The sequence below is a fragment of the Mangrovimonas yunxiaonensis genome (genome assembly GCF_000733475.1).
In the GTDB taxonomy this organism is placed as follows: domain Bacteria; phylum Bacteroidota; class Bacteroidia; order Flavobacteriales; family Flavobacteriaceae; genus Mangrovimonas; species Mangrovimonas yunxiaonensis.
Window position 1 is genome coordinate 458,184 of record NZ_JPFK01000005.1, and the last position, 25,782, is coordinate 483,965.

The 25,782-nt window shown below is 41.2% G+C and carries 24 protein-coding genes; 7 read left to right on the plus strand and 17 right to left on the minus strand.

All coding sequences use genetic code 11. The features are described from left to right. Positions 1–197: 197 nt before the first annotated feature. The 11 genes from sufD to IA57_RS06225 form a co-directional block, all read right to left on the minus strand. Positions 198–1,511 (minus strand): Fe-S cluster assembly protein SufD, encoded by a 1,314-nt coding sequence (gene sufD / locus IA57_RS06175; RefSeq protein WP_036120694.1) that lies wholly within the window; start codon positions 1,509–1,511, stop codon positions 198–200. A 125-nt stretch (positions 1,512–1,636) separates the two neighbouring features. Next, on the minus strand, positions 1,637–1,951 hold the full coding sequence (locus IA57_RS06180; protein WP_051880995.1) for a four helix bundle protein: 315 nt from the start codon (positions 1,949–1,951) through the stop codon (positions 1,637–1,639). Positions 1,952–1,994: 43 nt separating this feature from the next. Continuing rightward, positions 1,995–2,747 carry a Fe-S cluster assembly ATPase SufC gene (gene sufC, locus IA57_RS06185; RefSeq protein ID WP_036120696.1) on the minus strand — a complete coding sequence of 251 codons (753 nt, stop codon included), beginning with the start codon at positions 2,745–2,747 and terminating at the stop codon, positions 1,995–1,997. A 4-nt stretch (positions 2,748–2,751) separates the two neighbouring features. Further along, complete coding sequence (locus IA57_RS06190; protein ID WP_036120699.1) at positions 2,752–3,144, minus strand: hypothetical protein; 393 nt, start codon at positions 3,142–3,144, stop codon at positions 2,752–2,754. A gap of 10 nt (positions 3,145–3,154) precedes the next feature. Further along, entirely contained in the window at positions 3,155–4,603 is a 1,449-nt protein-coding gene (gene sufB, locus IA57_RS06195; RefSeq protein WP_036120702.1) for a Fe-S cluster assembly protein SufB, read from the minus strand. A gap of 20 nt (positions 4,604–4,623) precedes the next feature. Continuing rightward, a complete protein-coding gene (locus IA57_RS06200) occupies positions 4,624–4,953 on the minus strand; it encodes a HesB/IscA family protein (RefSeq protein ID WP_036120705.1) in 330 nt (109 codons plus the stop codon). 103 nt (positions 4,954–5,056) lie between these two features. Then, entirely contained in the window at positions 5,057–6,130 is a 1,074-nt protein-coding gene (locus IA57_RS06205) for a cytochrome-c peroxidase (protein ID WP_036120707.1), read from the minus strand. Between the two features lie 7 nt (positions 6,131–6,137). Then, positions 6,138–6,911 (minus strand): MbnP family protein, encoded by a 774-nt coding sequence (locus IA57_RS06210; RefSeq protein ID WP_036120710.1) that lies wholly within the window; start codon positions 6,909–6,911, stop codon positions 6,138–6,140. A gap of 7 nt (positions 6,912–6,918) precedes the next feature. Then, positions 6,919–8,274: a hypothetical protein gene (locus IA57_RS06215; RefSeq protein ID WP_036120713.1), complete on the minus strand. Its 1,356-nt coding sequence runs from the start codon at positions 8,272–8,274 to the stop codon at positions 6,919–6,921. Between the two features lie 2 nt (positions 8,275–8,276). Next, entirely contained in the window at positions 8,277–9,626 is a 1,350-nt protein-coding gene (locus IA57_RS06220; protein WP_036120714.1) for a choice-of-anchor B family protein, read from the minus strand. Next, positions 9,626–11,071 (minus strand): choice-of-anchor B family protein, encoded by a 1,446-nt coding sequence (locus tag IA57_RS06225; RefSeq protein WP_036120717.1) that lies wholly within the window; start codon positions 11,069–11,071, stop codon positions 9,626–9,628. Before IA57_RS06225 ends, IA57_RS06220 begins: the two co-directional genes overlap by 1 nt. A 119-nt stretch (positions 11,072–11,190) precedes the next feature. Between IA57_RS06225 and thiL the strand changes: the two genes are divergently transcribed. Continuing rightward, complete coding sequence (thiL, locus tag IA57_RS06230) at positions 11,191–12,240, plus strand: thiamine-phosphate kinase (RefSeq protein ID WP_036120719.1); 1,050 nt, start codon at positions 11,191–11,193, stop codon at positions 12,238–12,240. Here the strand turns inward: thiL and IA57_RS12605 are convergent. The 4 genes from IA57_RS12605 to IA57_RS06250 all read right to left on the minus strand — a co-directional run bounded on the left by IA57_RS12605 (position 12,237) and on the right by IA57_RS06250 (position 14,359). Continuing rightward, the gene (locus IA57_RS12605) at positions 12,237–12,464 is read right to left on the minus strand and encodes a hypothetical protein (protein ID WP_036120722.1); all 228 of its coding nucleotides are present in this window, start codon (positions 12,462–12,464) and stop codon (positions 12,237–12,239) included. The two genes, thiL and IA57_RS12605, sit on opposite strands and share 4 nt — an antisense overlap. Positions 12,465–12,579: 115 nt before the next feature. After that, complete coding sequence (locus tag IA57_RS06240) at positions 12,580–12,837, minus strand: hypothetical protein (RefSeq protein ID WP_036120724.1); 258 nt, start codon at positions 12,835–12,837, stop codon at positions 12,580–12,582. 61 nt (positions 12,838–12,898) lie between these two features. After that, on the minus strand, positions 12,899–13,678 hold the full coding sequence (locus IA57_RS06245) for an alpha/beta fold hydrolase (protein ID WP_036120728.1): 780 nt from the start codon (positions 13,676–13,678) through the stop codon (positions 12,899–12,901). Positions 13,679–13,702: 24 nt separating this feature from the next. Continuing rightward, positions 13,703–14,359 (minus strand): hypothetical protein, encoded by a 657-nt coding sequence (locus tag IA57_RS06250; protein ID WP_036120730.1) that lies wholly within the window; start codon positions 14,357–14,359, stop codon positions 13,703–13,705. A 107-nt stretch (positions 14,360–14,466) separates the two neighbouring features. On the opposite strand from IA57_RS06250, the gene IA57_RS06255 reads away from it, so the two are divergent. After that, positions 14,467–15,798, plus strand: coding sequence for an aspartate kinase (locus IA57_RS06255; protein ID WP_036120732.1), 1,332 nt, complete (start codon positions 14,467–14,469; stop codon positions 15,796–15,798). 75 nt (positions 15,799–15,873) lie between these two features. Here the strand turns inward: IA57_RS06255 and IA57_RS06260 are convergent, their stop codons facing one another. After that, positions 15,874–17,166, minus strand: a complete 1,293-nt coding sequence (locus IA57_RS06260) for an aminopeptidase P family protein (RefSeq protein ID WP_036120735.1) — start codon at positions 17,164–17,166, stop codon at positions 15,874–15,876. Positions 17,167–17,285: 119 nt separating this feature from the next. Here IA57_RS06260 and IA57_RS06265 point away from each other — a divergent pair, with 119 nt between their 5' ends. The 5 genes from IA57_RS06265 (at position 17,286) to IA57_RS06285 (ending at position 23,568) form a co-directional block, all read left to right on the plus strand. Next, positions 17,286–18,155, plus strand: coding sequence for a hypothetical protein (locus IA57_RS06265; RefSeq protein WP_051880997.1), 870 nt, complete (start codon positions 17,286–17,288; stop codon positions 18,153–18,155). Between the two features lie 103 nt (positions 18,156–18,258). Then, positions 18,259–18,933 carry a succinate dehydrogenase cytochrome b subunit gene (locus IA57_RS06270; RefSeq protein WP_036120738.1) on the plus strand — a complete coding sequence of 225 codons (675 nt, stop codon included), beginning with the start codon at positions 18,259–18,261 and terminating at the stop codon, positions 18,931–18,933. A gap of 12 nt (positions 18,934–18,945) precedes the next feature. Further along, complete coding sequence (locus IA57_RS06275; RefSeq protein WP_036120741.1) at positions 18,946–20,958, plus strand: fumarate reductase/succinate dehydrogenase flavoprotein subunit; 2,013 nt, start codon at positions 18,946–18,948, stop codon at positions 20,956–20,958. 8 nt (positions 20,959–20,966) lie between these two features. Further along, entirely contained in the window at positions 20,967–21,713 is a 747-nt protein-coding gene (locus tag IA57_RS06280) for a succinate dehydrogenase/fumarate reductase iron-sulfur subunit (protein WP_036120744.1), read from the plus strand. Positions 21,714–21,798: 85 nt separating this feature from the next. After that, positions 21,799–23,568: a MutS-related protein gene (locus IA57_RS06285; RefSeq protein ID WP_036120748.1), complete on the plus strand. Its 1,770-nt coding sequence runs from the start codon at positions 21,799–21,801 to the stop codon at positions 23,566–23,568. Between the two features lie 51 nt (positions 23,569–23,619). Here IA57_RS06285 and IA57_RS06290 read toward each other — a convergent pair whose 3' ends face one another. Then, positions 23,620–25,710 carry a S46 family peptidase gene (locus IA57_RS06290; protein ID WP_036120753.1) on the minus strand — a complete coding sequence of 697 codons (2,091 nt, stop codon included), beginning with the start codon at positions 25,708–25,710 and terminating at the stop codon, positions 23,620–23,622. Between the last annotated feature and the right edge of the window lie 72 nt (positions 25,711–25,782).

A 25,782-nucleotide genomic window follows, 5' to 3' on the forward strand; every position in this document is an offset into this window, starting at 1 on the left:
CTTACAGAGGCATTATCGTATTTATTGGCTTTCTGTTTCTCAATTTCGGACTCATACCAACGTACTTCTATCAAAAATACAAGCAATGTCAACTTTAAGCTGTTGCTTTCTAACGGCACGGTAAAAGAGATTGAGTTTAAAAAAGAAAAGGATCGCTAAATAGCCATCCTTTTTTTATGTGTTTTGTGGGATAAAACTTATAAGTCAAACCCAATATTAACTCCTAGCTTATTGGCGATAAGTTTGTTAATGCGTGTTTTTATTTCTGGAATTTTAACACTCTCTAAAACATTATTGCTAAAAGCATACATTAACAGGGCTCTGGCTTCCTTTTTTGGGATTCCGCGAGAGCGCATATAAAACATGGCGCTTTCGTCTAGTTGGCCTATGGTACACCCGTGCGAGCACTTTACGTCATCGGCAAAGATTTCTAATTGTGGCTTGGAGTTTATGGTGGCTTTATCACTTACCAAAATATTGTTGTTAGACTGGTAAGCATTAGTTTTTTGAGCTTCTTTTTCAACCACAACTTTACCGTTAAACACGCCCGTTGCGCTGTCGCCAAAAATACCTTTGTAGTCTTGATGACTTTCGCAATTAGGCTCGATATGATGCACTAACGTATTGTGGTCTACATGCTGCTTGTCGCCAATAATCGTAATCCCTTTTAAGGTAGAATCCATGCGCTCGCCATTTTGATAAAAATTAAGGTTGTTACGCGTTAATTTTCCGCCAAATGAAAAGGTATGAACCGAGGCGTGGCTCTCTTGCTTTTGCTTGATAAAGGTATTGTCTATTAAAGATGCGTTTTGGTTGTCGTTTTGTATTTTGTAATAATCGACAATAGCGCGTTTGTTGGCAAAAATCTCGGTTACCGAATTGGTTAACACAGGGTTGTCTGTTAAACTTTGGTGACGTTCGATAATCTGAACATGCGAATTTTCGTCAACCACAATTAAATTACGAGGCTGAAGCATTAAAGCGGCTTCGTTACCTGTTGCAAAGTGGATGATTTGAATGGGTTTTTCTACCAATTTGTTTTTTGGAATATGAATGTAAGCCCCTTCGCTCGAAAACGCCGTATTAAGCGAGGACAAACTGTCCTGCGTGGCCGCCTTGTTAAAATAGTGTTCTACAATTAAGCGGTACTTAGTTTTTGATAATGCAGCCGACATTAGGCAAACATCAATCCCCTCGTGGGTGGTTTGCGATAAGTAGGAAGAGTATTTCCCATCGACAAAAATAATCTTGTACGAATCGATATCGTGAATTAAGTACTTTTTAATGTCGTTGTAATCGATAGCTGTTTCCTGTTTAGGGAATAGGCTATAGTTGTGTTTTAGTACGGGCTTTAAGGAGGTGTATTTCCAGGCCTCGTCCTTTTTAGAGGGAAATCCTTTTTGCTCAAAGGTTTTTATGGCTTGGTTTTTTATACCATGAATGGGTGAGGATGCTTCTAAGTGGTCCTCGAAAGCCATAAATGATGAGACTAATTTATCTTTTAATTCCATTGTGTATTAGTCTTAAAGTTAAAAATCTTAAAGTTGAAAGTTAAAAAAACATGAGTGTTAAGACGTTTAACTTAAGTGAATTATTTGTTTAAATATGTTATAAAACCACTTATGAGTTTTGAAATTTAATTGATTTCAGAACTTAATTGGCCGAATTCTTGTTGAGTTAGATAGTTTAAATCTAATGCTAAATACAATTGAGATCTAACTTCGCCTACCGATGCTTTTGCGCCAAATAAAAAGCGGATAAACTCTTTATTGGTGTTGCGTTCAAAACCTTCAGCAATATTTGACAATATTGAAATCGAAGCGCTTCTTATTTGTCTAATTAAATCGAAATCATTTACAAAGTTTTTATTAGTAATAGTATAAATACTTTTATTAAACAACCTGGCTTTCTGCCAAGCAATTATATCTTCAAAAGCATTTATTTTTTTCATTACTTTTTAACTTTATGACTTTCGGCGTTCCAACTATAGACTATTAAGCGTTAGCTTCTTCTTTTATCCAGTCGTATCCTTTTTCCTCTAGTTCGTGGGCCAATTCCTTTGGTCCCGATTTTACAATTTTCCCTTGGTGCAAAACATGCACATAATCAGGTACAATGTAATCTAGTAAACGCTGGTAGTGGGTAATTACAATTACGGCGTTATCCTTACTTTTTAGTTTATTAACCCCATTGGCAACAATACGCAGTGCATCGATGTCTAGCCCCGAGTCGGTTTCGTCAAGAATGGCCAATTTAGGTTCTAACATGGCCATTTGAAAAATTTCGTTACGTTTTTTCTCACCACCGGAAAAGCCTTCGTTTAACGAGCGTGATAAAAACTTACGGTCAATTTCTAAAAGTTCAGATTTCTCACGAATCATTTTCAGCATTTCGTTGGCAGGCATTTCTTCAAGGCCTTTGGCTTTTCGGGTTTCGTTTATGGCTGTTTTCATAAAGTTGGTTACCGAAACTCCAGGGATTTCAACTGGGTATTGGAACGATAGGAAAACCCCTTTATGGGCGCGTTCTTCGGCGGCCAATTCGTTAATGTCCTCGCCTTCAAAAAAGATTTCGCCTTGTTCTACTTCGTACTCTTCTTTTCCTGCAATTACAGAGGCCAACGTGCTTTTTCCAGAGCCGTTAGGGCCCATTATAGCATGTACTTCGCCAGGGTTAACCTCAAGGTTAATGCCTCTTAAAATTCCTTTATCTTCAACACTTGCGTGTAGGTTTTTAATCTTTAACATAGTCTTATTCGCTTCCTAATTTTACAACATCGTTTTTGTTTGGGTCTGGTTTAGAGACTCCTATAATTTCTTTTATTTCAACACGAAACGGCCACCCTTCTTCGTTTTCGGGTTTTGGTGTGATAAGTCCTTTTATTTCAACAGGAACCATATCGGTGTCTTCTTTTTTGTATTTTCTCACCATATCGTCCAGCTCGTGCATTTTATGGTTTATAACAACGCCATAGACTTCTATCTCTGTTTGAAGTACGGCAGCATCGGCCAGGTAAACAAATTCGCCTTTTAAAAGGGTGTATTCGCTGTTGGTGGTTTGCTGTTGGCTATCGGTTGTTTTTGTGTCGTTTTTACACGCGCTTAATAAACCAAAGACTAGGAGTACCGTAACTAGTTTTTTCATGGGTTTTATATTATCCTACAGAACCTTCTAAGCTTATTTCTAGAAGTTTTTGTGCCTCAACGGCAAATTCCATAGGGAGTTTATTTAATACGTCTTTGCTAAATCCGTTTACAATTAGGGCGATGGCCTTTTCGGTATCTATACCACGTTGGTTGCAGTAAAAAATTTGGTCTTCACCAATTTTACTGGTTGTGGCTTCGTGCTCTATTTGTGAGGTTTGGTTTTTGTTTTCGATGTAAGGGAATGTATGTGCCCCGCATTCGTTACCCATTAACAAGCTGTCGCATTGCGAAAAATTACGGGCGTTTTCTGCTCTGGAATGTACTTGTACCAAGCCGCGGTAGCTGTTTTGTGATTTCCCTGCCGAGATGCCTTTAGAAATGATAGTCGATTTGGTGTTCTTGCCCAAATGAATCATTTTAGTACCCGTGTCGGCCTGTTGGTAGTTATTGGTTACGGCAATGGAGTAAAACTCACCAACCGAATTGTCGCCTTTTAACACACAGCTAGGGTATTTCCAGGTTACGGCGCTTCCTGTTTCAACTTGCGTCCAAGAGATTTTGGCGTTTTTCTCGCAAAGTCCTCTTTTGGTTACAAAATTGAATACGCCTCCTTTGCCTTCGGCATTTCCGGGGTACCAGTTTTGAACGGTCGAGTATTTTATTTCGGCATTGTCTAAAGCAATAAGCTCTACTACGGCGGCGTGCAATTGGTTCTCGTCGCGCGTTGGTGCAGTACAGCCTTCTAGGTAACTTACATAGCTGCCCTCGTCGGCAATAACCAAAGTTCTTTCAAATTGCCCGGTGCCTGCCTGGTTAATACGGAAATAGGTTGATAGCTCCATAGGGCATCTTACGCCTTTAGGAATGTAGCAAAAACTACCGTCGCTAAAAACAGCGCTGTTTAAGGCGGCATAGAAATTGTCTTTTTGGGGTACGACAGAACCAATGTATTTTTTAACCAATTCGGGATGCTCTTGAATGGCTTCCGAAATGGAACAGAAAATAATGCCTTTTTCGGCAAGTGTTTTCTTAAAGGTGGTCGCTACCGAAACCGAGTCCATTACAATGTCTACGGCCACTCCGGCAAGCTTTTTCTGCTCGTCTAGCGAAATGCCCAGTTTGTTAAAGGTGTCCAATAGTTCTGGATCGACTTCGTCTAGGCTGTTGTATTTTGGTTTTTTGTTTGGTGCCGAGTAGTATGAAATGGCTTGGAAATCGGGCTTTTTGTAGGTTACATTAGCCCACTCCGGCTCTTCCATGTCTTGCCAAATACGAAAGGCTTCCAAACGCCATTGGGTCATCCATTCGGGTTCTTCCTTTTTCTTCGAAATGGCACGTACTATATCTTCGTTAAGGCCAACAGGAAGGGTGTCCGATTCAATATCGGTGTAAAACCCGTATTCGTATTCCTTGGTCTTTAACTCTTCTCTTAAATCGTCTTCGGTATATTTGCTCATTGGTTTTCTCGCTTCAAAAATTATAGTGAAAATGATTCACCGCATCCACAGGTTCTATTGGCGTTGGGGTTGTTAAATACAAAGCCTGTTCCGTTTAGTCCTCCAGAGTATTCTAGGGTGGTGCCTATAAGGTATAGAAAACTCTTTTTGTCGACAATAATTTTTACGCCGTTGTCTTCAAAAACCTTATCGTCGTTCTGTTGGGCTTTGTCAAACCTAAGGTCGTACGATAACCCAGAGCATCCGCCACTTTTTACACCTACCCGAATAAAGTCTGTTAATACATTATAACCTTCCTCGGTCATAAGCTCGGCAACTTTCTTCTTAGCTGTTTCTGATACTTTTATCATTTCTTAAATAGATTATATCTAAATAGACTGCAAATATACAATATAAGTAGTGTTTTACCATACAACCTAACATTATATTATTAAATAGGTTAATAGGGTTTTGTTATGGGTTTTGAAAGTCGGGATTATTAATGAAAGACGGGTCGGAAAGGGTTAGTAAAAAGGCCTTTAGGTCGGCTTTGTCTTGAGGAGAAAGTTGTACGCCGCCCTGGTTAACTTTTTTCATTAGGGGGTCTATGGTTGGCGAGTTTTGCAGACCTTCGCTGTAGTGGTTAATGACCTCGTCTAGGGTTGTAAATCGGCCGTCGTGCATGTATGGTGCCGTGTAGGCGAGATTTCGAAGGGAGGGCGATTTAAATTTGCCGTTGTCTGCCGGATCGCCTGTTACATCGCCTAGGCCATTGTCCAGAAACGTAGCGTCTAGCCCATTGTTATGGAAGGCATTGTCGGTCCAAAGTGGGTTGTTGGGATTGCCGTGGCAGTGAAAGCAATCGCCGCGGTCTTCATCCATAAATACGTTCAGCCCATTTTGCTCTTGTGGCGTTAAAGTAGCTTGCCCTAATAAATAGTTATCGAATTTTGAATTGGCCGAAATAAGGGTTCTTTCAAATTGAGCTATCGCTTTGGCTACAAGCTGTTTGGTGATGTCTTGTTGGCCAAACGCTGCTTTAAAAAGGGCTGGGTATTCGCTGTGATTACTTAGCCTGCTAACAACCTCGTTCCAGGTGTTGGCCATTTCGGTGGGATCCTTAACGGGCTGCATGGCCTGGTGTTCTAAGTGAAAAGACCGGCCATCCCAAAAGAAATTTTCTTCGTAGTTCCAGGCCAGATTAAATAGGGGCATGGAGTTTCTGCGGCCTAAATCGCCATTAACCCCAGTGCTAAAGGTATTGTCGTCTGTAAAGGCTTTTTGAGGCTTGTGGCAGCTTGCGCAAGCTTGGGAGAAATCGACCGAGAGAATGGGGTCGAAAAACAGTTTTTTACCCAAAGCAACCCCTTCAACCGTTTGTGGGTTGTTAACGGGTAATACGGGAGGGATGATGTTGTCCTCGAAAATCTGAGGGATTTCTAAGGGGAGTGGCGTGGGAGAATTTACCGGGGTATAATCGCCATCTGAACTGCTAGAACAGGTGCTAAGCAGCAAGTAGATTATAATATAAAATGCCCCGTTTTTCATGCTTTTTTTATTGTTGTGAAATGGAGCCTAAGGTAAATGCCGAAGCAATGTTTTGTTGCATGAGCTTTTGGGCATCGTAGTTAGGCATTAAAGAGGTGTTGTAAACGTTTAAGTCCCATAGATTGGGGTTTTTAAAGAGCTCGGCAACATTAAATTTAATTTCGATGGTTGTGCCCTCGGCAATGGTAATGCTTTCGGTAAAGTTGAAGACTGTATGGTTTTGTTCGAACTCTCCCTCGCTAACCATAGCGGTGCCATTGTGGTAGTTAAATGGTAGTGGTGCGGTTGTGTTAACGTTATATTGGCCGTCTAATTGAAGAAAATGGTACCCACCACCTAGCATTTCTGGCCAGTTCCAAGAGGCCGTATTTAAATCGGTGTATGCGCCGTCAATATTGTTGGCTTCGTCAAAACCAAAAACAAATCTCAGTGTGTACTCTCCAGGGGTTACTGATCCAGAAGGGGTAAAGGTCATGGTTTCGGCGTTAGAAAGCTCTACTAAATTGTACCCTTGAAAGCTAATGGGGTTGCCGTTGTTGTCCAACAATTGAAATCCGGAGAGCAAATACCTTAGCCTTGTTATGGTAAGCACTTCGCCATTGGCGTTGGTGTAAGAGGTGTTTTCTATATCGGCATTGGTAATGGTGGTGTCGTCCCAATGTTGAGAAAACACAAAAGTAGGGGTGACATTTTGGTTGTTGCTGCCTAATTTGTCGTCGTTGTTTTCGCTGCAGGAAAACGAGAGCATGCAGCATAAAGCGATTAAGAAAATATGTTTCATCGTTTTTTTATTTTAAGGTAACCATTAAAAGGTCTGTAAAGCCTTTGTTTTCTAGAACATCAAAATCGTCACTATTGGATTCTCCTACAGCAACGATAGAACCATCGTTTAATTGTGCAATATCGTAAAAGAAATCTATTTGCGAACCACCAATGGTTTTTTGCCACGCTATGGCGCCTTGGCTGTTTATTTTAATTACCCAGGCATCGTTTTGCCCATAGTTGTTTGTTAGGTGGCCATTAAGGCTTCTTGAGCTTCCTGCAATAATAAAGTGATTTTCTTGTGTTTTTTTTATCGATCGGCCTACATCAAAACCGCTTCCGCCGTAGGATTTCTCCCAGAGCAATTCGCCTTCGGGCGTTATTTTAATTAGCCATAGGTCGGCTAGGCCGTAATTGTTAGAAACATTTACATCGCTGCTTCTTGTGTCTCCAACAATCATGTAGTTTCCGTCGTTTGATGGTGTGATGCTTCTCGCTTCATCAATTTCAGTGCCACCAAAGTTTTTCTCCCAAACAATGTCGCCAGAGGCAGATGTTCTAACAACCCAAAAATCGTAGGAGCCAATGTTGTTTGAAATGTCGACATCTTCACTATCGGAAGAGCCAACCATAATAAAGCCATGGTCTTCGGTTTGGACTACACCGTATGGAGTGTCTGTAAAAAAGCCGCCATAATACTGGCTCCATTCCTTATCTCCAGAGGCGTTGAGTTTAATGGCCCAATAATCACCGCCGGCATGTTTTGCATTTGTGCGCGAGTTGCCTTCTCCTCCAGAGGCAGTTACATCCAATACACCAGTAATTAAAAATCCTTGGTCTGCAGTTGTAATAATAGCGTAGCCTGTGTCAATCCCGGCATAGCCAAAAGATTTTTGCCATTGTAGGGTGCCATTTGCCGAGAGCTTGGCCAGCCAATAGTCTTTTAGTCCGTTGTTGTTGCTTACATCTTGGTCGTTGCTATCGCTAAACCCTAAAACAGCTAGCCCGCCATCTTGGGTTTGTACTATGGCGTGCCCTCTGTCGTTTTCAGAGCCGCCGTAGGTTTTGCTCCATTGCAGGGTTTTATCGCTATTGAATTTTAAGACCCAAAAATCAAAACTTTCGTTGGTTTTATCAGTAATGTCACCATCCATGCTTTGGGTGTGTCCTAAAACAGCAAACCCGCCATCTTGTGTTGCTATAACGGCATTGGCACTTTCGTTTAGGGTGCCGCCAAAGGTTTGTACTGCATCTACAATGCCCTTGGGGCCGTTATTTTGAGGTGCTGTATTTGCCGTGTCGTCTTTAGAACAGCCCGATAGCAGCAAGGTGCTGCAAGTTATAAGAAACCATATGTTTAACGAAGGTGTTCTTTTTAACATGCTTAGTCTTGTTTTCTTATCACAAATAACCCTCTGTCTATATCGCTAACAACAATATTGCCGCTAGAGAAATACGGGTACACGCTCCAGGCTCCTTGAAAGTTGGCCGAGTTATTTTCTGGGTAGGTATCGAAAAAACCTATTTCGGTCATGCTTGCAGCTTCTAGGCTGGAAACGTCTATAAATCTTACTCCGGCACTGTAATTGGCTTGGAAAAAGGTGTCGTTCTTTACATAGCCATTGTGGTCTATGGCTGTCGTTGGGCCAAGGTATTCCATATGAAATTCTGGATTATCTAAGTCTGAAAAATCAAAAACCAACGACCGTGTGTTGTTGCCGTATTGCAGCTCGTCCAGCTCATCGCCCAAAATAAAATAGGTCATGTTGGTGGTAAACCAACCTTGGTGTACATATCCAATGTTGCTGTAGCCTGCTATGGTAGAAATTACAACGGGGTTACTTTTATTGCTTACATCGGCAATGACAATTTCATCTTCATTGCTTCCTATTAAAATTTCTTTGCCGTGATGCTCGGTATCTGGGCCGCTGTATATAACCACTTGGGCATCGTGGGCATAATCGTGTAGCCCGCCTTCGCTAACTGGGTTAAGTGGATCTTGAATGTTTATAAAAAGCGGGCCGCCTGCATAGGTGCCGCTTCTGGAGGTTCCTACAATGTAGGCATAGCCAGAGGCTTCGTTAATAACAATGTTGTGTGCGCTTCCAAATTCGGTAAAGTGGGTGTCGGCTGTAAAGTCTTGAGGTTGCGAGATGTTTCGAAGTCTGGTAAGATCGAAAACTTGCATGCCGTAATTAGTGGCTTCGCTAACAATAAATGCGTGGTTGTTATACACCTTTATATCGCGCCAAATGTTGCCTTGGTCTCCAGGATTAGCGCTGGCTAACTTTCCAACCAAACGGGGTTGTGTGGGGTTGGAGATGTCTACAAAAGCAGTGCCGTGGGTCGAGCCAACCAAAGCGTACTCGATATTGGTTATAGGGTCTGTCCACCCCCAGCAGTCATTACCTCTGGCATTTGCTTCGGCAAGCGTTTCTAGTGGCATTTGCCCCATAAGGTCGTAGCCATTGCAGGGGTAAATGCCGGCCATGCCATTTACGCATGGGGCAAGTGGTTGCAAGCCGTTGGTTTCGCAAGCATCGCCAATACCATTGTTGTTGGTGTCGGTTTGATTGGCATTGGCCGTGTTTGGGCAGTTGTCTTCACTGTCCGGTATGCCATCATTATCCGTGTCTACAATGGTGTTTGTTGGGCCATCGTCGTTGCTGCAGGATGTTAAGGTTGCGGTAGTGATAACAAGCAAAAGCGTTATGTAAGCAAAAGCATATTTCATTATTTCACAATTAATTTTTTAGTGAAGGTGTTGTTTATGTTTACCAAGTACAAGCCTTTGGCAAATTGTTTAACAGGTAAAACGTATTCTTTTTGATTGATATTGTTTACGCTAAAGATACGCTTGCCTAGGGTGTTGTATACCTCTACCGATGTAATGGCTTGTTTGTTGGAGGTGATTTTGGTTTGATAGGTTGCTGGGTTTGGAGCAAAAGCAACACTTTTGATAGGCTGAACATCTTCAGTGCTTAGCGTATTGCTCTTAATAACAAACAGGCCTCTTTCAATATCGCTAATAATGATGTTTCCGCTAGGGAGGTAAGGGTAAACGCTCCATGCGCCGTTAAAGGCTGTGCTGTTGCTTTCGGGGTGGGTGTCGAAATGCCCGATTTCTACCATGGCATCTGTTGGTGCGGCAATATTGCTAATGTCTAACACGCGTAAACCGGCTCTGTAGTTAGCTAGGAAAAACAGGTTGCCTAAAACATAGCCGTTGTGGTCGATTGCTGTTGTGGGGCCATCGTAGGTTGAAGAGAGCACGGGATTGTCTAAATCGTATAGGTCAAAAACAAGGGTTCTGGTGTTAAAGCCGTAGCTTAGCTCATCGGTTTCATCGCCTAAAATAAAATACCTATGGTCGTCTGTAAACCAACCTTGGTGGGTGTAGCCCAGTTGTGAATAGGAAATTTCGGCTAGTTTTATAACATTGTTTTTGTCGGTTACATCCAGAATCAAGACTTCAGATTCGTTGCTGCCAATATAAATTTCTTTACCTGCATGCTCGGTGTCTGGGCCGTTGTAAGTTACCACTTGCGCATCGTGCGAATAGCCTTCGTCTGGATATCCACCGGCATTAACGGGATTGGTAGGGGTGGAGATGTCAATAAATGCTGGTCCGCCAGAAAAGGGGCCGTTACGACTTGTTCCCACTATGTAGGCATAGCCTGTGCTTTCGTTGATTACAATGTTATGGGCGCTGCCAAATTCGGTATAATGGGCATCGGCGGTAAAGGTTATTGGTAGTGCGCCAACGTTTCTTAATCGGGTAAGATCAAAAACCTGCATGCCGTGATTGCCAACATTGTCGGCAACAATAAACGCGTGGTTGTTGTACACTTTTACGTCGCGCCAGTAACTGGTGCTAGTGGCTGTGTCTAATCGGCCTAAAAAAATAGGGTTAACGGGGTCGGTAACATCAACAAAAGCAGTGCTGTTGGTCATGGCCACAATGGCGTATTCCTTTCCGTCAAGAGGATCTACCCAGCCCCAAATATCACTGCCTTCGGGGTTTCCTAAGCCGTTTGCTAAAACAGAAACGGGCACGTTAGAAAGCAGGTCGTAACCATGGCACGGGTATTCGCCGGCAAAACCATTTTCGCAAGGTGTTTGTGAGAAGGCAAGGTTAAAAATGAAAAATAAGAGCAGTAAGGGGTAAAAAGATTTCAATGTGTTAAAAATTTAAAAAATGCAAACAAAACTAAATTAAAAATTACTCTTTTTGCTGTTAAAGTTAAAGATTTTAGGCTTTTTCTTATTAGTTTAATGAAACCGCGTATTTTTGCATCATGATTGAAGATAAAAACCAAGGGCGCACATCGCTCTCAGAATTGGGCGAGTTTGGCTTAATAACGCATTTAACCAAAGCGTTTAAAATAAAGCAACCATCAACAGTTAAAGGGATTGGCGATGATGCTGCTGTCATGTCGTTTAAAAATAAGCAGGTTGTGCTAACAACCGATATGTTAATCGAGCAAGTGCATTTCGATTTAAGCTATATGCCGTTAAAGCATTTAGGTTATAAGGCCGTTATGGTTAATTTGTCTGATGTGTATGCTATGAATGCCGAAGCAACACAAATTACAGTATCTGTTGCTGTTTCCAATAGGTTTTCTTTAGAGGCTTTAGAAGCACTTTACTCTGGCATTGAAACCGCAGCTAGAATTTATGGAGTTGATGTTGTTGGCGGCGATACCACCTCGTCTGTTTCGGGCTTGGTCATTTCTATTACGGCTGTTGGCGAAGTTGATGCTGATCGTGTTGTTTACAGAAGCGGTGCTAAGCCTAACGATTTGCTGGTAGTAAGTGGTGATTTGGGCGGTGCCTATATGGGCTTGCAGGTTTTAGAAAGGGAAAAAGCTGTTTTTAAAGTGAATCCGCAAAGCCAGCCTGACCTCGATGCTTATACCTATATTATTGAGCGTCAATTAAAACCCGAAGCACGAAAAGATGTGGTGACGTTATTACGGGATTTGGATGTTAAGCCAACGTCTATGATTGATATAAGCGATGGACTGTCCTCTGAGGTTATCCATTTGTGTAAGCAGAGCGATGTGGGGGTAGAGTTGTATGAAAATAAAATTCCTTTGGATCCCCAGGTTATCGCAACTTGCGAAGAGTTTGATATAGACAGTACTACTGTGGCCTTAAATGGCGGCGAAGACTATGAGTTGTTGCTAACGGTAGATCAAAATGACTATCCTAAAATAAAGGGTAATCCTAATTTAACGGTTATTGGTTTTGTTAAGGATAAAAGCCAGGGCATGCATTTAATTACCAGAGGCGAGCAAGCCATTCCGTTAATAGCTAAAGGCTGGAATGCATTAAAAGAGGATTAGTGGTTAATCGCGTTAAGCTTGCGCTTTTTAGAGCGTATTTTATGCAGGCGCTCCAACGCTAAATTAATTTCTTGTCGTTTTGAGGTTAAGGGAATGATTTGCCCTTTGTCGCTAGTTGTAAAATAAGTTTTGCAGTGTATGCATTGGTACTCCATTACAGCATTGGTAACGTGTTTTTTTATTACAAACGTATGTTTGAATAATTTGCAATAGAGGGTCTTCAAGGCTATTATTTTTTTTAAGGGTTAAAGAACGCCTAACATAAACAAAATAAGCCAGTTTTAAAAAGAAAATGTGTTAAGATATTGTAATGTGACCAAGGTTTGTTTTGGTCTAAAATCAATACATCGGGGCCGATAGCTTTTTGGCTTTGTGCCTAAGAGTTCGGCGGATGTATATTTCTTCTAGAAGGGAATTAATTTCCTTGAATTTTGGTGTTAATTCGGTTAAATTACCGTTGCTGTTGGTTGTTAGTTGCTTTTTACAGCATTTGCAGGTGTACTCCTTTACATGTGATGTAACTTCTTTGCTAACAACATATTTGTGCCCTATGATGTCGCACCAAAACTTTAGTGGGGTTGCGTTAGTCGTTTTCATAAGTTTAGGATTTTTGGGACTTAAACTTAAGAAACAAAATCAATTAAACGGATAAAACGTATTATTTTTCGATGAAACGCTTTACAATGTAGGATAAACCTTTCATATTTTCAATATGACTCATGTGGCCATCGGCTAATTCTACCAATTCAACATTGGTGCCAACAGTTTGTGCCCGAACATCGTTAATATCTAAAATAGGGTCTTTTCTTCCGGCGACAATCATTTTTTTATACGGGGTAAAATGAAGTAAGGCCTCTCTGTCGGGTCGGGCTTTCATGCCTTCTAAAGCGGCAATAATACCTTGTATGGGCGTTTTAAGCGCCTCTTTTTTTACATGTTCAATGGCTTTTGCTAAGGGCGCTCTGTTTTCTTCGGCAAATAAATTAGCGATAGACATGCTTATAAAAGCCTTATGGTTTTGCTTTACAGCTTTAATGGCTCGTGTTCTGTTTTGTTTTCGTTCGTTAGAGTCTGCTTTGGATGTGGAGTTTAGTAGCACGAGACCTTTTAGGTTGTCTGGGAAGAATTCGGCATAGGCCAAAGCAACATACCCGCCCATAGAGTGCCCTATAAACGTATATTTTCGAAGTTTTAAATGAACCAAGACAGCCCTAACGGCATCGGCCATGTCTTCCATGCTGTGTATGTACCCTAAGCACTCGGTTTTGCCGTGTCCCAACAGGTCTATAGCGATAACTCGGTGGGTTTTAATAAGCTCGGGAGAGAGGGTTTTCCACATGTGGAGGTTTTCCAAAAACCCGTGTAATAGGACAATGGCAGGGCCCTTGCCGCTGTCGGTATATGCGATGTTGATGTTTTTATAAACCAGTGTTTTCATGTCTTGCAAAACAAAATATGGTGGTTATGCTTTTAGTCGTTTTATTACAGAAAAGGCTTTGTCGATCAATTCGTCTTCTACTAAAATGGTAAACTCGTTTGTGGTCGATACCACCTCGTAAAGGGCAATGCCTTCCCAGGCGAGCCTTTTAAATATTTGATAATACAGTCCCGTAACTTTCGAGTTGTTTTCGGGAAGGTTTAAACTTATGGCAGAAAGTTGTTCCTTTTGCGCCAATAGGGTTTCGTTTTTAAAACAATTTAGAATGTGTGCTTTCTGGGCATTCGATATAATGATGTTGCTTTCTAGTATACCTCGAGTAAAGGCGTAAAACACATTGGGGTTGGGTTGAATGTGTTCCAGTAATTTGCTGTGGCTTTTTATTAAGCTTTGCGAGTTTAAAAAGGTAAAATCAATTAGGTTGGAGCGTACGGTTATATCGCCCAAGTTTTTAATAACCTTTTTCAGGCGGGGAGAACCACCCAAATCTGGCGGAGGACTGTAGCGTCTTAAGGCCATCATAATAGCCCCTGTTTTTACTGGTTTTCTTAGCATGTCGCTAACAGGAGTGGTTAGTTCCTCTGCCAATGCCGAGTAATTTATAATGTTTCGGGCTAAGGCTTCTTCTAAAAAAGGTTGCGCAACCAAAAGTTCTTCAACGCAGGCAGCAATGGTTTTCATCTTGTTAATTATTTAACACAGTGTGCAAATTTAGTGCAATTTTTTAAATTTTCATGGTTAAAATAGGAGTCGTCTTAGTTTTGCCTGCAATTAAAATAAAAGTGCTAATGCAAGTTTTAAAGTTTGGAGGAACATCTGTTGGGTCTGTTGAAAACATGATTCGTGTAAAAAACATTGTAAACGATGGTCGTAGAAAAATTGTAGTGCTCTCTGCCATGTCGGGAACTACAAATGCTCTGGTGGAGGTGTTAGAGGCCATAAAGTATGAAGATCATAAAAAGGCGGATGGTTTGCTAGATGCTCTGCGTGTTAATTATGAAGAGGTGGTTAATGGGTTGCTTAAAAACAGCACATGGCATCAGGCAACCAAAATGTATGTGCAAGCTGTTTTTAGTGAGCTTAAAACCTGTGTTGAAGCCCCGTTTACTGCGGCGTTGTATAAGGTTGTTATTTCAAAAGGGGAATTTCTGTCTACGTTTTTGTTTACCAAGTTTTTAGAGCAGGAAGGCATTTCGGTACGGTTAATTTCGGCTTTGGATTTTATGCGGGTAGACAAATTTAAAGAACCCGATAGCTTTTATGTGAAGCAAAACTTAACGCGACTTTTGGAGGCACTTCCTAAGGCTGATATTTATGTTACCCAAGGATTTGTTTGCTTAGATGCCGAGGGGGATATCGCAAACTTACAAAGGGGCGGGAGTGATTATACAGCAAGTATTATTGGGGCAGCTATTAATGCTGAAGAAGTGCAAATCTGGACCGATATAGATGGGTTTCATAACAACGACCCGAGATTTGTGCAGCATACGCAGGCCATTTCTAATTTGTCGTTTGATGAAGCTGCAGAGTTGGCCTATTTTGGGGCGAAAATCTTGCATCCGCAAACCGTTGGCCCCATACGTGAGCAGAACATTCCTTTAAGGTTAAAGAATACTATGGCGCCAAATGCCCACGGCACCTTAATTACCAATAGCATACACGGCGAGGGTATAAAGGCCATTGCTGCAAAGGACGGTATTACAGCCATAAAAATTAAGTCGGGAAGAATGCTGTTGGCCTATGGGTTTTTAAAACGGGTGTTTGAGATTTTTGAAAAACACGAAACAGCAATTGATATGGTGACTACCTCGGAAATTGCGGTGTCGCTAACCATTGATAATACCGCGCGCCTAAACGAAATAGTTGACGAGCTGGAGCAATTTGCCCTAGTTGAGGTTGATAGGCATAGGACTATTGTGTGTTTGGTAGGACACCATATAGTGTTTCATCCAGATACGCCTAAATTATTTCAAATATTGCAGGATGTAAACGTAAGAATGATTGCTTATGGCGGGAGTAATAATAACATATCGCTACTTGTTAATACCAGCGATAAGGTAGAGACCTTAAGAAAGCTTAACCGTTATGTTTTTGAAACGGATTCTGCGTTAGTGTATTAAATTAATATGTGCGAACCCTTTGTGTTGTTGGGGTTTGGATATTAAAAAGGCCGGTTGTACCGGCCTTTTTTTGTCTTATGAATTCATAAGCTCTTCAATCTCGTCTGCTTCAATTGGGATGTCGCGCATTAAGTTAAGCGGTTCGCCGCTTTCTTGAATAACAACATCGTCTTCCAAACGAATGCCAAATCCTTCGTCTGGAATGTAAATGCCAGGCTCTACCGTAAAGACCATATTGGCGGTCATGGGCTCGGTTAAAATACCGTAATCGTGAGTGTCTAACCCTAGGTGGTGGCTGGTACCGTGCATGAAATATTTTTTGTATGCCGGCCAATCTGGGTTTTCATTTTGTACATCGGCTTTGTCTAAAAGGCCTAAACCTAACAATTCCGAAGTCATTAATTTACCAACTTCAACATGAAAATCGGCCCAAAGAGTTCCCGGAACTAGCATCTTGGTTGCCTCGTTCTTAACGCGGTTTACAGCATTGTAAACGTCTTTTTGGCGTTTGCTGAATGTGCCAGAAACAGGGATGGTGCGTGACATGTCGCTGGAGTAATTGGCATATTCTGCCCCAACATCCATTAAAATTAAATCGCCAGCTTTACATTGTTGGTTGTTTTCTATGTAGTGCAAAACGTTGGCATTGTTTCCCGAGGCTACAATAGGCGTGTAGGCAAAACCTTTAGAGCGGTTTCTTAAAAACTCGTGCATGTATTCGGCTTCAATCTCAAACTCCCAAACACCTGGTTTTACAAAGTCTAAAACCCGTTTAAACCCTTTTTCGGTAATGTTGCAGGCTTGTTGCAGAAGGTCTAGCTCCAGTTGGTCTTTAACCGAGCGGAGGCGTTGCAGTATGGGGTTGCTTTTTTTAACGCTGTGTGCCGGAAATTGGGCTTTTAGCTGTTTGTTAAAACGGGCTTCGCGTGTTTCTGTTTCTACATTGGCGCGGTAATGCTCGTTGGTGTTAATATAAACCGTGTCGCATTGCGACATCACTTCTTTAAGTATCTTGTTGAAGTCTTGCAGCCAATACACTGTTTTTACCCCCGATGTTTCGTAGGCTTTTTCTTTGGTAAGCTTTTCGCCTTCCCAAACGGCAATGTGATCGTTAGTTTCGGTTAAAAATAAAATTTCGCGGTGCTTCGGGCTTGGGCAATCTGGAAATAATAACAAAATACTTTCCTCTTGGTCAATGCCGCTTAAATAAAAAATATTGCGGTCCTGCTGGAATGGCATGGTGCTGTCGGCGCCAATAGGATAAATGTCGTTGCTGTTAAAAACGGCCAAACTACTTGGCGTCATTTGGGCCATAAAGTTTTTGCGGTTTTTAACGAATAAGTTGCTGTTTATAGGTGCGTATTTCATATTAAAATTGAATTTTTTCAAAGGTAGTTAATCCAATAATTCTAATAAAATAAGCTTGTTAAAACTTTATTAATGTAATATTTTTTAACAAATTGGGTTATTGTACTAAACCTCAAACCATGAAACATCTATTTAAAATTTGCCTTTTAACTTTTTTTGTTGTTATGTCTTGTAGTGAAGATAACGATGAGACCCAACAACCTAATACGCCTAATTTAGTTATAAAGTTAAAGTTTGATCCTAGTCAGGAACGCTTAAATAATGTTGGCGAACCAGCCACGATACCAGATGGTAATGCCGCTCAATCACCAACTATCTCAAGAATGAGTGCTAATTATATTGAATTAGCTCCGGGCGCGTTTACGCCCTTAGGAGAAGGTGAAGTTGTTTTTAATGGTTCTGAAACAACAACTGGAGGAGACCGAGCGATTAATTTCCAAAACGCACGTTTTGCTGGAAATGATGAGGTGTTTTTAACCTTGCCATTAAACCAAGTTTCTGCGGGAACATACGAATGGGTTCGTGTGTCTTTAGCCTATCAAGAAGGCGATGTCGATTTTCTTTTAGATGGTGTTGATTATACCGGAACTTTAGCAAGTTTTGTTGGGTATAATACTTACATTACAACGTTCGACCTGAACGGGCAAAGTATAGATGTAAATGGAAATAGATTACAAGGCTTTTGGGCTTTTGAAGCCGAAGGGTTTACAGCGCAGGGCCAGGCGCCTGCTGGAGCAACGACAGTTCCTAATCCATTATTCGATTCGTCACCTATTCCTCAAGGGTCTTGTGTGGTAACTGGCGCATTTGAAAATGGGTTTACCATAACAGGTGAAGAAACACAAGATGTTGAAGTTGTCTTATCATTTTCAATAAACAATAGTTTTGAATGGACAGAGGTTAATGCCGATGGTAAATACGAGCCAAGCGCAGGAGAGCAAGTTGTCGATATGGGGCTTAGAGGGCTCATCCCTATGGTTTCAGAGTAGTTTCTGTTTATAATCATTCTAAATACTTTACTAAATCAGATTGAGTTTTGTCTAAAATTTCAAGGTAGTGTATCTTTGTTGTAGTAAAACATAAACTTCAACAATGAGCGGAATTTTAAATTCTTCGATAGGAAGAAAATTTGCCATGGCACTTTCGGCACTCTTCCTAATGATTTTCTTGTTACAGCATTTCATTATCAATTTCTCATCAATTGTAAGTGCAGACGCATTTAACAACATGTCGCACTTTATGGGAACCAACTGGTTAATACAGTACCTCATGCAGCCCGTATTGATTTTTGGTGTGATGTTTCACTTTATTATGGGATTTGTATTGGAGATAAAAAACAAAAGTGCTAGACAAATTAAGTATGCTAAAAATAATGGAGCGGCCAATTCGTCTTGGATGAGCCGTAACATGATTTACAGCGGACTGTTTATTTTGATTTTCTTAATCATTCACTTTATCGATTTTTGGATTCCTGAAATCAACACCAAGTACATTCAAGGCGATATGTCTGGTTTGTTGCCAAGTGGCGAGTACAGGTATTACGAAGAATTGGTGCACAAATTCCAGCCTATGTGGCGTGTGGCTTTATACTGCTTAGGGTTTGTGTTCTTAGCCTTGCACTTAATGCATGGGTTTATGTCTGCCTTCCAGTCGGTTGGGGCTAATAATAAGTATACAAAAGCATTAAAAGGATTTGGAAAGGCTTATGCCATTGTTATTCCATTAGGGTTTATCATCATTGCATTAGTCCACCATTTTAATCATTAAAATACAGCTAACATGGCTTTAGATTCAAGAACACCAAAAGGTCCTTTGGCTGATAAATGGACCAATCATAAAAACAATATTAACTTGGTTAATCCAGCCAACAAACGTTTAATAGATGTTATTGTTGTTGGTACTGGTTTGGCTGGTGGTTCTGCAGCAGCAACTTTGGCAGAACTAGGGTACAACGTAAAGGCATTCTGTTTTCAGGATTCGCCGCGTCGTGCGCACTCTATTGCTGCACAAGGGGGAATTAATGCCGCCAAAAACTATCAAGGCGATGGCGACTCTAACTACCGTTTGTTTTACGATACCGTAAAAGGTGGCGATTACCGCTCGCGCGAAGCTAACGTATACCGCTTGGCCGAGGTGTCGGCTAATATTATCGACCAATGTGTGGCACAAGGTGTACCTTTTGCCCGTGAGTACGGTGGCTTGCTAGACAACCGTTCGTTTGGAGGGGTATTGGTATCGCGTACATTTTATGCCGCGGGACAAACAGGACAGCAATTATTATTAGGCGCATACTCTGCGTTAAACCGTCAAATAGGTCGTGGTAAGGTGAAAATGTACAACCGCCATGAAATGTTAGATGTGGTTGTGGTAGATGGTAAAGCTCGTGGTATTATTGCCCGTAACTTGGTTACCGGCGAAATAGAAAGACATTCGGCACATGCTGTTGTGTTGGGAACTGGTGGTTATGGAAACGTATTTTTCTTATCGACAAATGCGATGGGAAGTAACGTAACAGCCGCTTGGAAAGCTCACAAACGTGGCGCTTATTTTGCCAACCCATGCTACACGCAAATTCACCCAACATGTATTCCAGTTTCTGGAGACCACCAATCTAAATTAACATTAATGTCGGAATCGCTTCGTAACGACGGGCGTATTTGGGTGCCTAAACACATGGAAGATGTTAAAGCCATACGTGAAGGCAAATTAAAACCAACCGACATTGCCGAAGAAAATAGAGATTATTACCTAGAGCGTCGTTACCCAGCCTTTGGTAACTTAGTGCCTCGTGATGTAGCCTCGCGTGCTGCAAAAGAGCGTTGCGATGCAGGTTATGGTGTAAATAAAACAGGAGAAGCTGTTTATTTAGATTTTGCCTCAGCCATTCAACGTTACGGTAAAGAGCAGGCGCATATTAAAGGTTTAAATGAAAACGATGCGGCTTTAATTAAAAAACTAGGTCAAGAGGTTATCAAGAATAAGTACGGGAACCTATTCCAGATGTACGAAAAAATTGTAGACCAAAACCCATACGAAACTCCAATGATGATTTACCCAGCGGTACACTACACCATGGGCGGTATTTGGGTAGATTACAACTTAATGACAACCGTTCCTGGGCTATACGCCATTGGGGAGGCCAATTTCTCCGATCACGGCGCTAACCGTTTGGGAGCTTCTGCCTTAATGCAAGGATTAGCCGATGGGTATTTCGTGTTGCCATATACCATTGGCGATTATTTATCGAATGATATTCGTACAGGGCCAATTTCAACCGAAAGCCCAGAGTTTGAAGAAGCCGAAAACAATGTTCGTAATCGTATTGAAACATTAGTTAACAATAACGGAACCCACTCTGTAGACTATTTCCATAAGAAGTTAGGAAAAATTATGTGGAACAAAGTAGGGATGTCTCGTAATGCTAAAGGTTTGGCCGAAGCTGTTGAGGAAATTTCAGCGTTAAGAGCCGAGTTCTGGAAGGATGTGAAAGTACCTGGAACAGCCAATGAGTTTAATGAAGAATTGGCCAAAGCCGGTCGTGTAGCAGATTTCCTTGAGTTAGGCGAACTGTTTGCTAAAGATGCGTTGCACAGAAACGAATCTTGTGGCGGGCATTACCGCGAAGAATCGGTTGAAGAAAGTGGCGAGCAAAAAGGCGAAGCCAAACGTGATGACGAGAACTTTAAATATGTAGCGGCTTGGGAATACAAAGGAGAACCTAAAGACGCCGTATTGCATAAGGAAAATCTCGTATTTGAAAATATAGAATTAAAACAAAGAAGTTATAAATAAGGAAGACTATGAATTTAACGTTGAAAATATGGCGTCAGAAGGACGCTAACGATAAAGGAAAAATGGTAGACTATCCAATAACGGGTATAGAGCCAGATATGTCTTTCCTTGAAATGTTGGATGTTTTAAATGAAGCGTTAATCAATAAAGGTGAAGAGCCTGTAGCGTTTGATCACGATTGCCGTGAAGGGATTTGCGGAATGTGTTCGCTATATATTAACGGTGAGGCACATGGGCCAGATCGCGGGGTAACAACCTGCCAGTTGCACATGCGTATGTTTAACGATGGCGATACCATTTATATCGAGCCTTTTAGAGCAGCAGCTTTTCCGGTAATCAAGGATTTGGTTGTAGATAGAAGCGCTTTTGACCGCATTCAGCATGCAGGAGGATTTATTTCGGTAAATACTTCGGGTAACACCATAGATGCGAATGCCATTCCTGTAAATAAACACGATGCCGATACCGCTTTCGATGCCGCTACTTGTATTGGTTGTGGTGCCTGTGTAGCCAGCTGTAAAAACTCTTCGGCCATGCTATTTGTAGGTGCTAAAGTATCGCAATTTGCGTTACTGCCACAAGGTAAGGTAGAGGCCACAGACCGTGTGTTAAACATGGTAAAACAAATGGATGAAGAAGGTTTTGGTAACTGTACCAACACCGGCGCTTGTGAGGTAGAGTGTCCTAAGGGTATTTCGCTAGAGAATATTGCCCGAATGAACCGCGAGTACTTAAAAGCCGCTTTTAAAGGGTAAACAAGTATTTCAGCAAAACCTATTATATACAAAATCCCAACATGCCGTTGGGATTTTTTGTTTCTTTACAGTTCAATAATTTTATATGTACCAACCTAACGATTTTTATACCGCGCAATTAAAACAGTTTAAAAGCAAGGTTCGCCAATTAAAACAACAATTGGTCGTATTAAGCTTGATTAGGCTTGTTGTTTTTGGTCTAACAGCCTTTGGCGTTTATCTTGCGTTTCACAATTGGCAGCTGGCATTTGCTATTGCTGTTATTGGTGTTGCAGTATTTTTGTTTGCCTTGTCCAAATATACCGATGTAAAGCAACAGCGCAACCTTAACAAGGCTTTGGTTGAGATTAACAAAATGGAATTGGATATAGCATCAGGCCATTTTCATCACCGTCCGGCAGGGCTCGAGTACCAGGATCCTAAACACTTTTATAGTTTAGACATCGATTTGTTTGGAACAGGATCGTTTTTTCAATTTGTAAATAGAACCAACATCAAAGAAGGCTCAGAAACCCTTGCAAAGGCCTTAAAAGCTAATCAAATTGATAATATAGCACTTAGGCAACAGGCCATTAAGGAGCTTGCTTCAAAACCAGAATGGCGTCAATTGTACTCGGCAACAGCCGCTTTAATAGAAGTCGAGGTATCTGCAAAACAAATCATTCATTGGCTAACGCATCACAGGCCTTTTTTGCCTAAAACCATGCGTTGGCTGCCTGTAGTTTTTAGTGGTATTTCGGTTGGATTATTTGTTTTGTTTCTTTTTAAAGTGTTAGATGTGTCACTTTTGGGCTACTGGTTGCTGCTTGGGCTGTTTATTACTGGAGGCTATGTGAAAAAAGTGAATGCGCTTTCATCGAATACCGATCGGGCGAGCGCCACTTTTAAGCAGTATGCGCAATTGCTTCAGCAAATAGAAGAGGCGCCGTTCGTATCAGCATTGTTATTGGAAAAGCAAGATGGCATTAAAGGGGAACGCCAAAAGGCTTCAGCTATATTTAAGCAGTTTTCAAGGCATTTGGATGCTCTGGACAATAGGAACAACCTTATAGGTGCCATATTTGGAAATGGGCTATTTTTAACCGATGTAAAAAACAGTTATAAAATAGAACAATGGATTGCCAACCATTGTAAAACAGTGGCAGATTGGTTTGATGTGGTGACTTTTTTCGACGCCTATAACTCCTTAGGGAATTATGCATTTAACCACCCAGAGTTTGTGTATCCAACCTTGGTAGATAATCCCCTTTGCATTAAGGCGGAACAGTTGGGCCACCCATTATTGGATGTAAACAAACGAGTAGATAGCGATTTGCACATTGATGCCGAACAGTTTTTTATAGTAACAGGCGCCAATATGGCCGGGAAAAGCACGTTTTTACGAACGGTTTCTCTGCATATTGTTATGGCCAATGTGGGCTTGCCGGTGTGTGCTTTAAAAAGTGAATACAGCCCAATAAAACTTATTACTAGTATGCGTACCAGTGACTCTCTAACCGACGATAGTAGCTATTTCTTTTCAGAATTAACGCGTTTGAAGTTTATCGTAGATGCCATTAAAACCGAACCGTATTTTATCATATTGGACGAGATTTTAAAAGGCACCAACAGCACCGATAAGGCTATTGGTTCGCAAAAATTTGTCGAGAAATTGGTGCAAAGTCATGCTACAGGCATTATCGCGACACACGATTTGAGTCTGACCAACATAGAGGCTAATTTAAAGGAAGTGAAAAACTACTTTTTTGATGCCCAAATAAAAAACGACGAGCTTTATTTTGATTATAAATTTAAAAAAGGTGTTTGCCAGAATATGAATGCTAGTTTCCTATTAAAGAAGATGGAGATAGTATAAAAAAAAGCCTCATAAATTTATGAGGCTTTTTTTGTAGAATAGACTATCATCCTATTTTTTAGGATGAACCAATTTCATTTCATCTATTAAGTGCTTTGCACCAGCGTATTTATCAACAATAAATAATACGTAGCGAATATCTACCATAATGTTTCTGCAAATGTTTGGGTCGTAGTTCATGTCGCTCATGGTGCCTTCCCAAACGCGGTCAAAGTTTAATCCTATTAGGTTGCCATGCGCATCAATGGTTGGGCTTCCAGAGTTTCCACCAGTGGTATGGTTTGTTCCTATAAAGCAGACAGGCATTTTTCCGTTGCTATCGGCGTACGGGCCATAGTCTTGAGCATTGTAAAGATCGATTAGTTTTTGTGGTACGTCAAACTCATAATCGCCAGGGATGTATTTTTCCATAACGCCATCCAAATAGCTTACATGGTTGTAGTATACACCGTCTCTAGGAGCGTAGCCTTTAACTTGCCCGTAAGTTACCCGTAATGTGCTGTTGGCATCGGGGTAATAACGCTCGTTAGGTAAAGCTTTCATTAGGGCGGTCATGTATTTGGTTTGTAGGGCAGAAATGACCAAGTTTTTTTCTGTGTATTCTGGGTTAATGCTGTTGTAGAATTCTTCTATAATAGGCTTGGCGTACACATAGGCCGCATCTGCATTTAAGTTATCAACAACCTCTTGGGCAGACCCCTCGAATAAAGTTAAGGCCTGCTCTAAATTGGTGAATGCTGTTTTGTTGTAAATAGTTGGGTCGATATTAGATTTTTTGTACAACGGCATAATGGCTTCGTAAACACCTTGGTCTACTCGGGCATCGAAATTTTTATGAATGCCTTTTAGGGTGCCTTCTATAGAGGCTTTTGCACGGTCTAAAACCTCGGGATTGTTTTTTACAGCCTCTTCAAACTGATAAGCTCTAAAGGTCATTTGCATTAACTCGTTGTTTACCAAAAAGACTTCTATAAAGTTTCGGCGTTTTATGTTAATGTTGGCAAAATCGGCATAAAGGGTTTCAAACTCAGGCAAAATGTGACCGTATTGTTTATGCAGTTTGTTCTCGTAAAGGGCTTTTTTAAAGCGCTCTTCAAAAGCTTTTCGTTGGCTTATGGCTTGGCTTTTTTCAATCCCTTGGTTTTCGCCAATCCACTTTTTCCAAGCATTGGCTATTCTAGCCTGTTTAGAGGCATATTTTATACGAATATCATCACTGGCTTTCATGTTGGCGTCGATAACCTTCAATGCCGCCTCACGAATGGCAATGTTGCTCGGGTTAAATTCTTGGGTAATGTGCTCTATGGCAACGGCAGGAAGGTACTCATTGGTGGTTCCTGGAAAACCAAATACCATGGTGAAGTCGTTTTCTTCAACACCGTCTAACGAAACTGGTAGGAAATGCTTAGGGGTGTAAGGCACATTGTCTTTGCTGTATTTTGCAGGGCGATTGTTTTTGTCGGCATAAATTCTGAAAAGTGAAAAATCGCCAGTATGTCTTGGGAATACCCAGTTGTCTGTATCGCTACCAAATTTTCCAATGCTGCTTGGAGGGGCACCAACAAGGCGTACATCCTCGTAGCGTTCGGTTACAAATAAAAAGTATTGATTGCCTTTAAAAAAAGCCTTTACCTTGGTGTCTTGCCAAGCCTCTTTTTTTGTTTCAGCTTGTAGGGCATTGCTATTTTTATCGATGGTAGATTGCTTTTCGGTTTCGCTCATGCTATCAGAAACACCGGCAAGCACCTGTTCGGTAACATCTTCAATTCGTACAATAAATTCTACAAATAGGCTCTCGTTAGGAAGCTCTTCGTTGTAGTTCATAGCCCAAAACCCATCTTTTAAATAGTCGTTTTCTAAAGACGAGTGCGATTGTATTTGGCTGTAGCCACAATGGTGGTTGGTTAAAATAAGGCCATTAGGCGAAATAACCTCGCTGGTACAACCGCCATTAAAGTGGCCAATGGCATCTTTTAAGCTGGAGTTATTTACATCGTAAATGTCTTTAGCGGTAAGCTTGCTGCCTAGGCTAGTCATTTCGGTTTCGTTCATGCCTTCTAAAAGCGAAGGAATCCACATGCCACCTTGTTGGGCAGACACTTGCAGGGCAAGAAATAAAAAGAGGAGTTTAAAATATTTCATTGTTTTGTATAGATTGAAAAAAATAATTTCCCAAAGATACGAGTTCTAATCATAAAAAAACAGAAAGAAGTT

Excerpts from the sequence above, each read along its gene's own strand:
- IA57_RS06205 (WP_036120707.1), bottom strand. The coding sequence starts at position 6,130 with ATGAAAAACGGGGCATTTTATATTATAATCTACTTGCTGCTTAGCACC.
- IA57_RS06215 (WP_036120713.1), bottom strand. The coding sequence starts at position 8,274 with ATGTTAAAAAGAACACCTTCGTTAAACATATGGTTTCTTATAACTTGC.
- IA57_RS06290 (WP_036120753.1), bottom strand. The coding sequence starts at position 25,710 with ATGAAATATTTTAAACTCCTCTTTTTATTTCTTGCCCTGCAAGTGTCT.
- IA57_RS06250 (WP_036120730.1), bottom strand. The coding sequence starts at position 14,359 with ATGAAAACCATTGCTGCCTGCGTTGAAGAACTTTTGGTTGCGCAACCT.
- IA57_RS06285 (WP_036120748.1), top strand. The coding sequence starts at position 21,799 with ATGTACCAACCTAACGATTTTTATACCGCGCAATTAAAACAGTTTAAA.
- IA57_RS06240 (WP_036120724.1), bottom strand. The coding sequence starts at position 12,837 with ATGAAAACGACTAACGCAACCCCACTAAAGTTTTGGTGCGACATCATA.
- IA57_RS06245 (WP_036120728.1), bottom strand. The coding sequence starts at position 13,678 with ATGAAAACACTGGTTTATAAAAACATCAACATCGCATATACCGACAGC.
- sufD (WP_036120694.1), bottom strand. The coding sequence starts at position 1,511 with ATGGAATTAAAAGATAAATTAGTCTCATCATTTATGGCTTTCGAGGAC.
- IA57_RS06180 (WP_051880995.1), bottom strand. The coding sequence starts at position 1,951 with ATGAAAAAAATAAATGCTTTTGAAGATATAATTGCTTGGCAGAAAGCC.
- IA57_RS06275 (WP_036120741.1), top strand. The coding sequence starts at position 18,946 with ATGGCTTTAGATTCAAGAACACCAAAAGGTCCTTTGGCTGATAAATGG.
- IA57_RS06270 (WP_036120738.1), top strand. The coding sequence starts at position 18,259 with ATGAGCGGAATTTTAAATTCTTCGATAGGAAGAAAATTTGCCATGGCA.
- IA57_RS06265 (WP_051880997.1), top strand. The coding sequence starts at position 17,286 with ATGAAACATCTATTTAAAATTTGCCTTTTAACTTTTTTTGTTGTTATG.
- IA57_RS06210 (WP_036120710.1), bottom strand. The coding sequence starts at position 6,911 with ATGAAACATATTTTCTTAATCGCTTTATGCTGCATGCTCTCGTTTTCC.
- IA57_RS06255 (WP_036120732.1), top strand. The coding sequence starts at position 14,467 with ATGCAAGTTTTAAAGTTTGGAGGAACATCTGTTGGGTCTGTTGAAAAC.
- IA57_RS06190 (WP_036120699.1), bottom strand. The coding sequence starts at position 3,144 with ATGAAAAAACTAGTTACGGTACTCCTAGTCTTTGGTTTATTAAGCGCG.
- IA57_RS06260 (WP_036120735.1), bottom strand. The coding sequence starts at position 17,166 with ATGAAATACGCACCTATAAACAGCAACTTATTCGTTAAAAACCGCAAA.
- IA57_RS06200 (WP_036120705.1), bottom strand. The coding sequence starts at position 4,953 with ATGATAAAAGTATCAGAAACAGCTAAGAAGAAAGTTGCCGAGCTTATG.
- sufC (WP_036120696.1), bottom strand. The coding sequence starts at position 2,747 with ATGTTAAAGATTAAAAACCTACACGCAAGTGTTGAAGATAAAGGAATT.
- IA57_RS06220 (WP_036120714.1), bottom strand. The coding sequence starts at position 9,626 with ATGAAATATGCTTTTGCTTACATAACGCTTTTGCTTGTTATCACTACC.
- sufB (WP_036120702.1), bottom strand. The coding sequence starts at position 4,603 with ATGAGCAAATATACCGAAGACGATTTAAGAGAAGAGTTAAAGACCAAG.
- thiL (WP_036120719.1), top strand. The coding sequence starts at position 11,191 with ATGATTGAAGATAAAAACCAAGGGCGCACATCGCTCTCAGAATTGGGC.
- IA57_RS06280 (WP_036120744.1), top strand. The coding sequence starts at position 20,967 with ATGAATTTAACGTTGAAAATATGGCGTCAGAAGGACGCTAACGATAAA.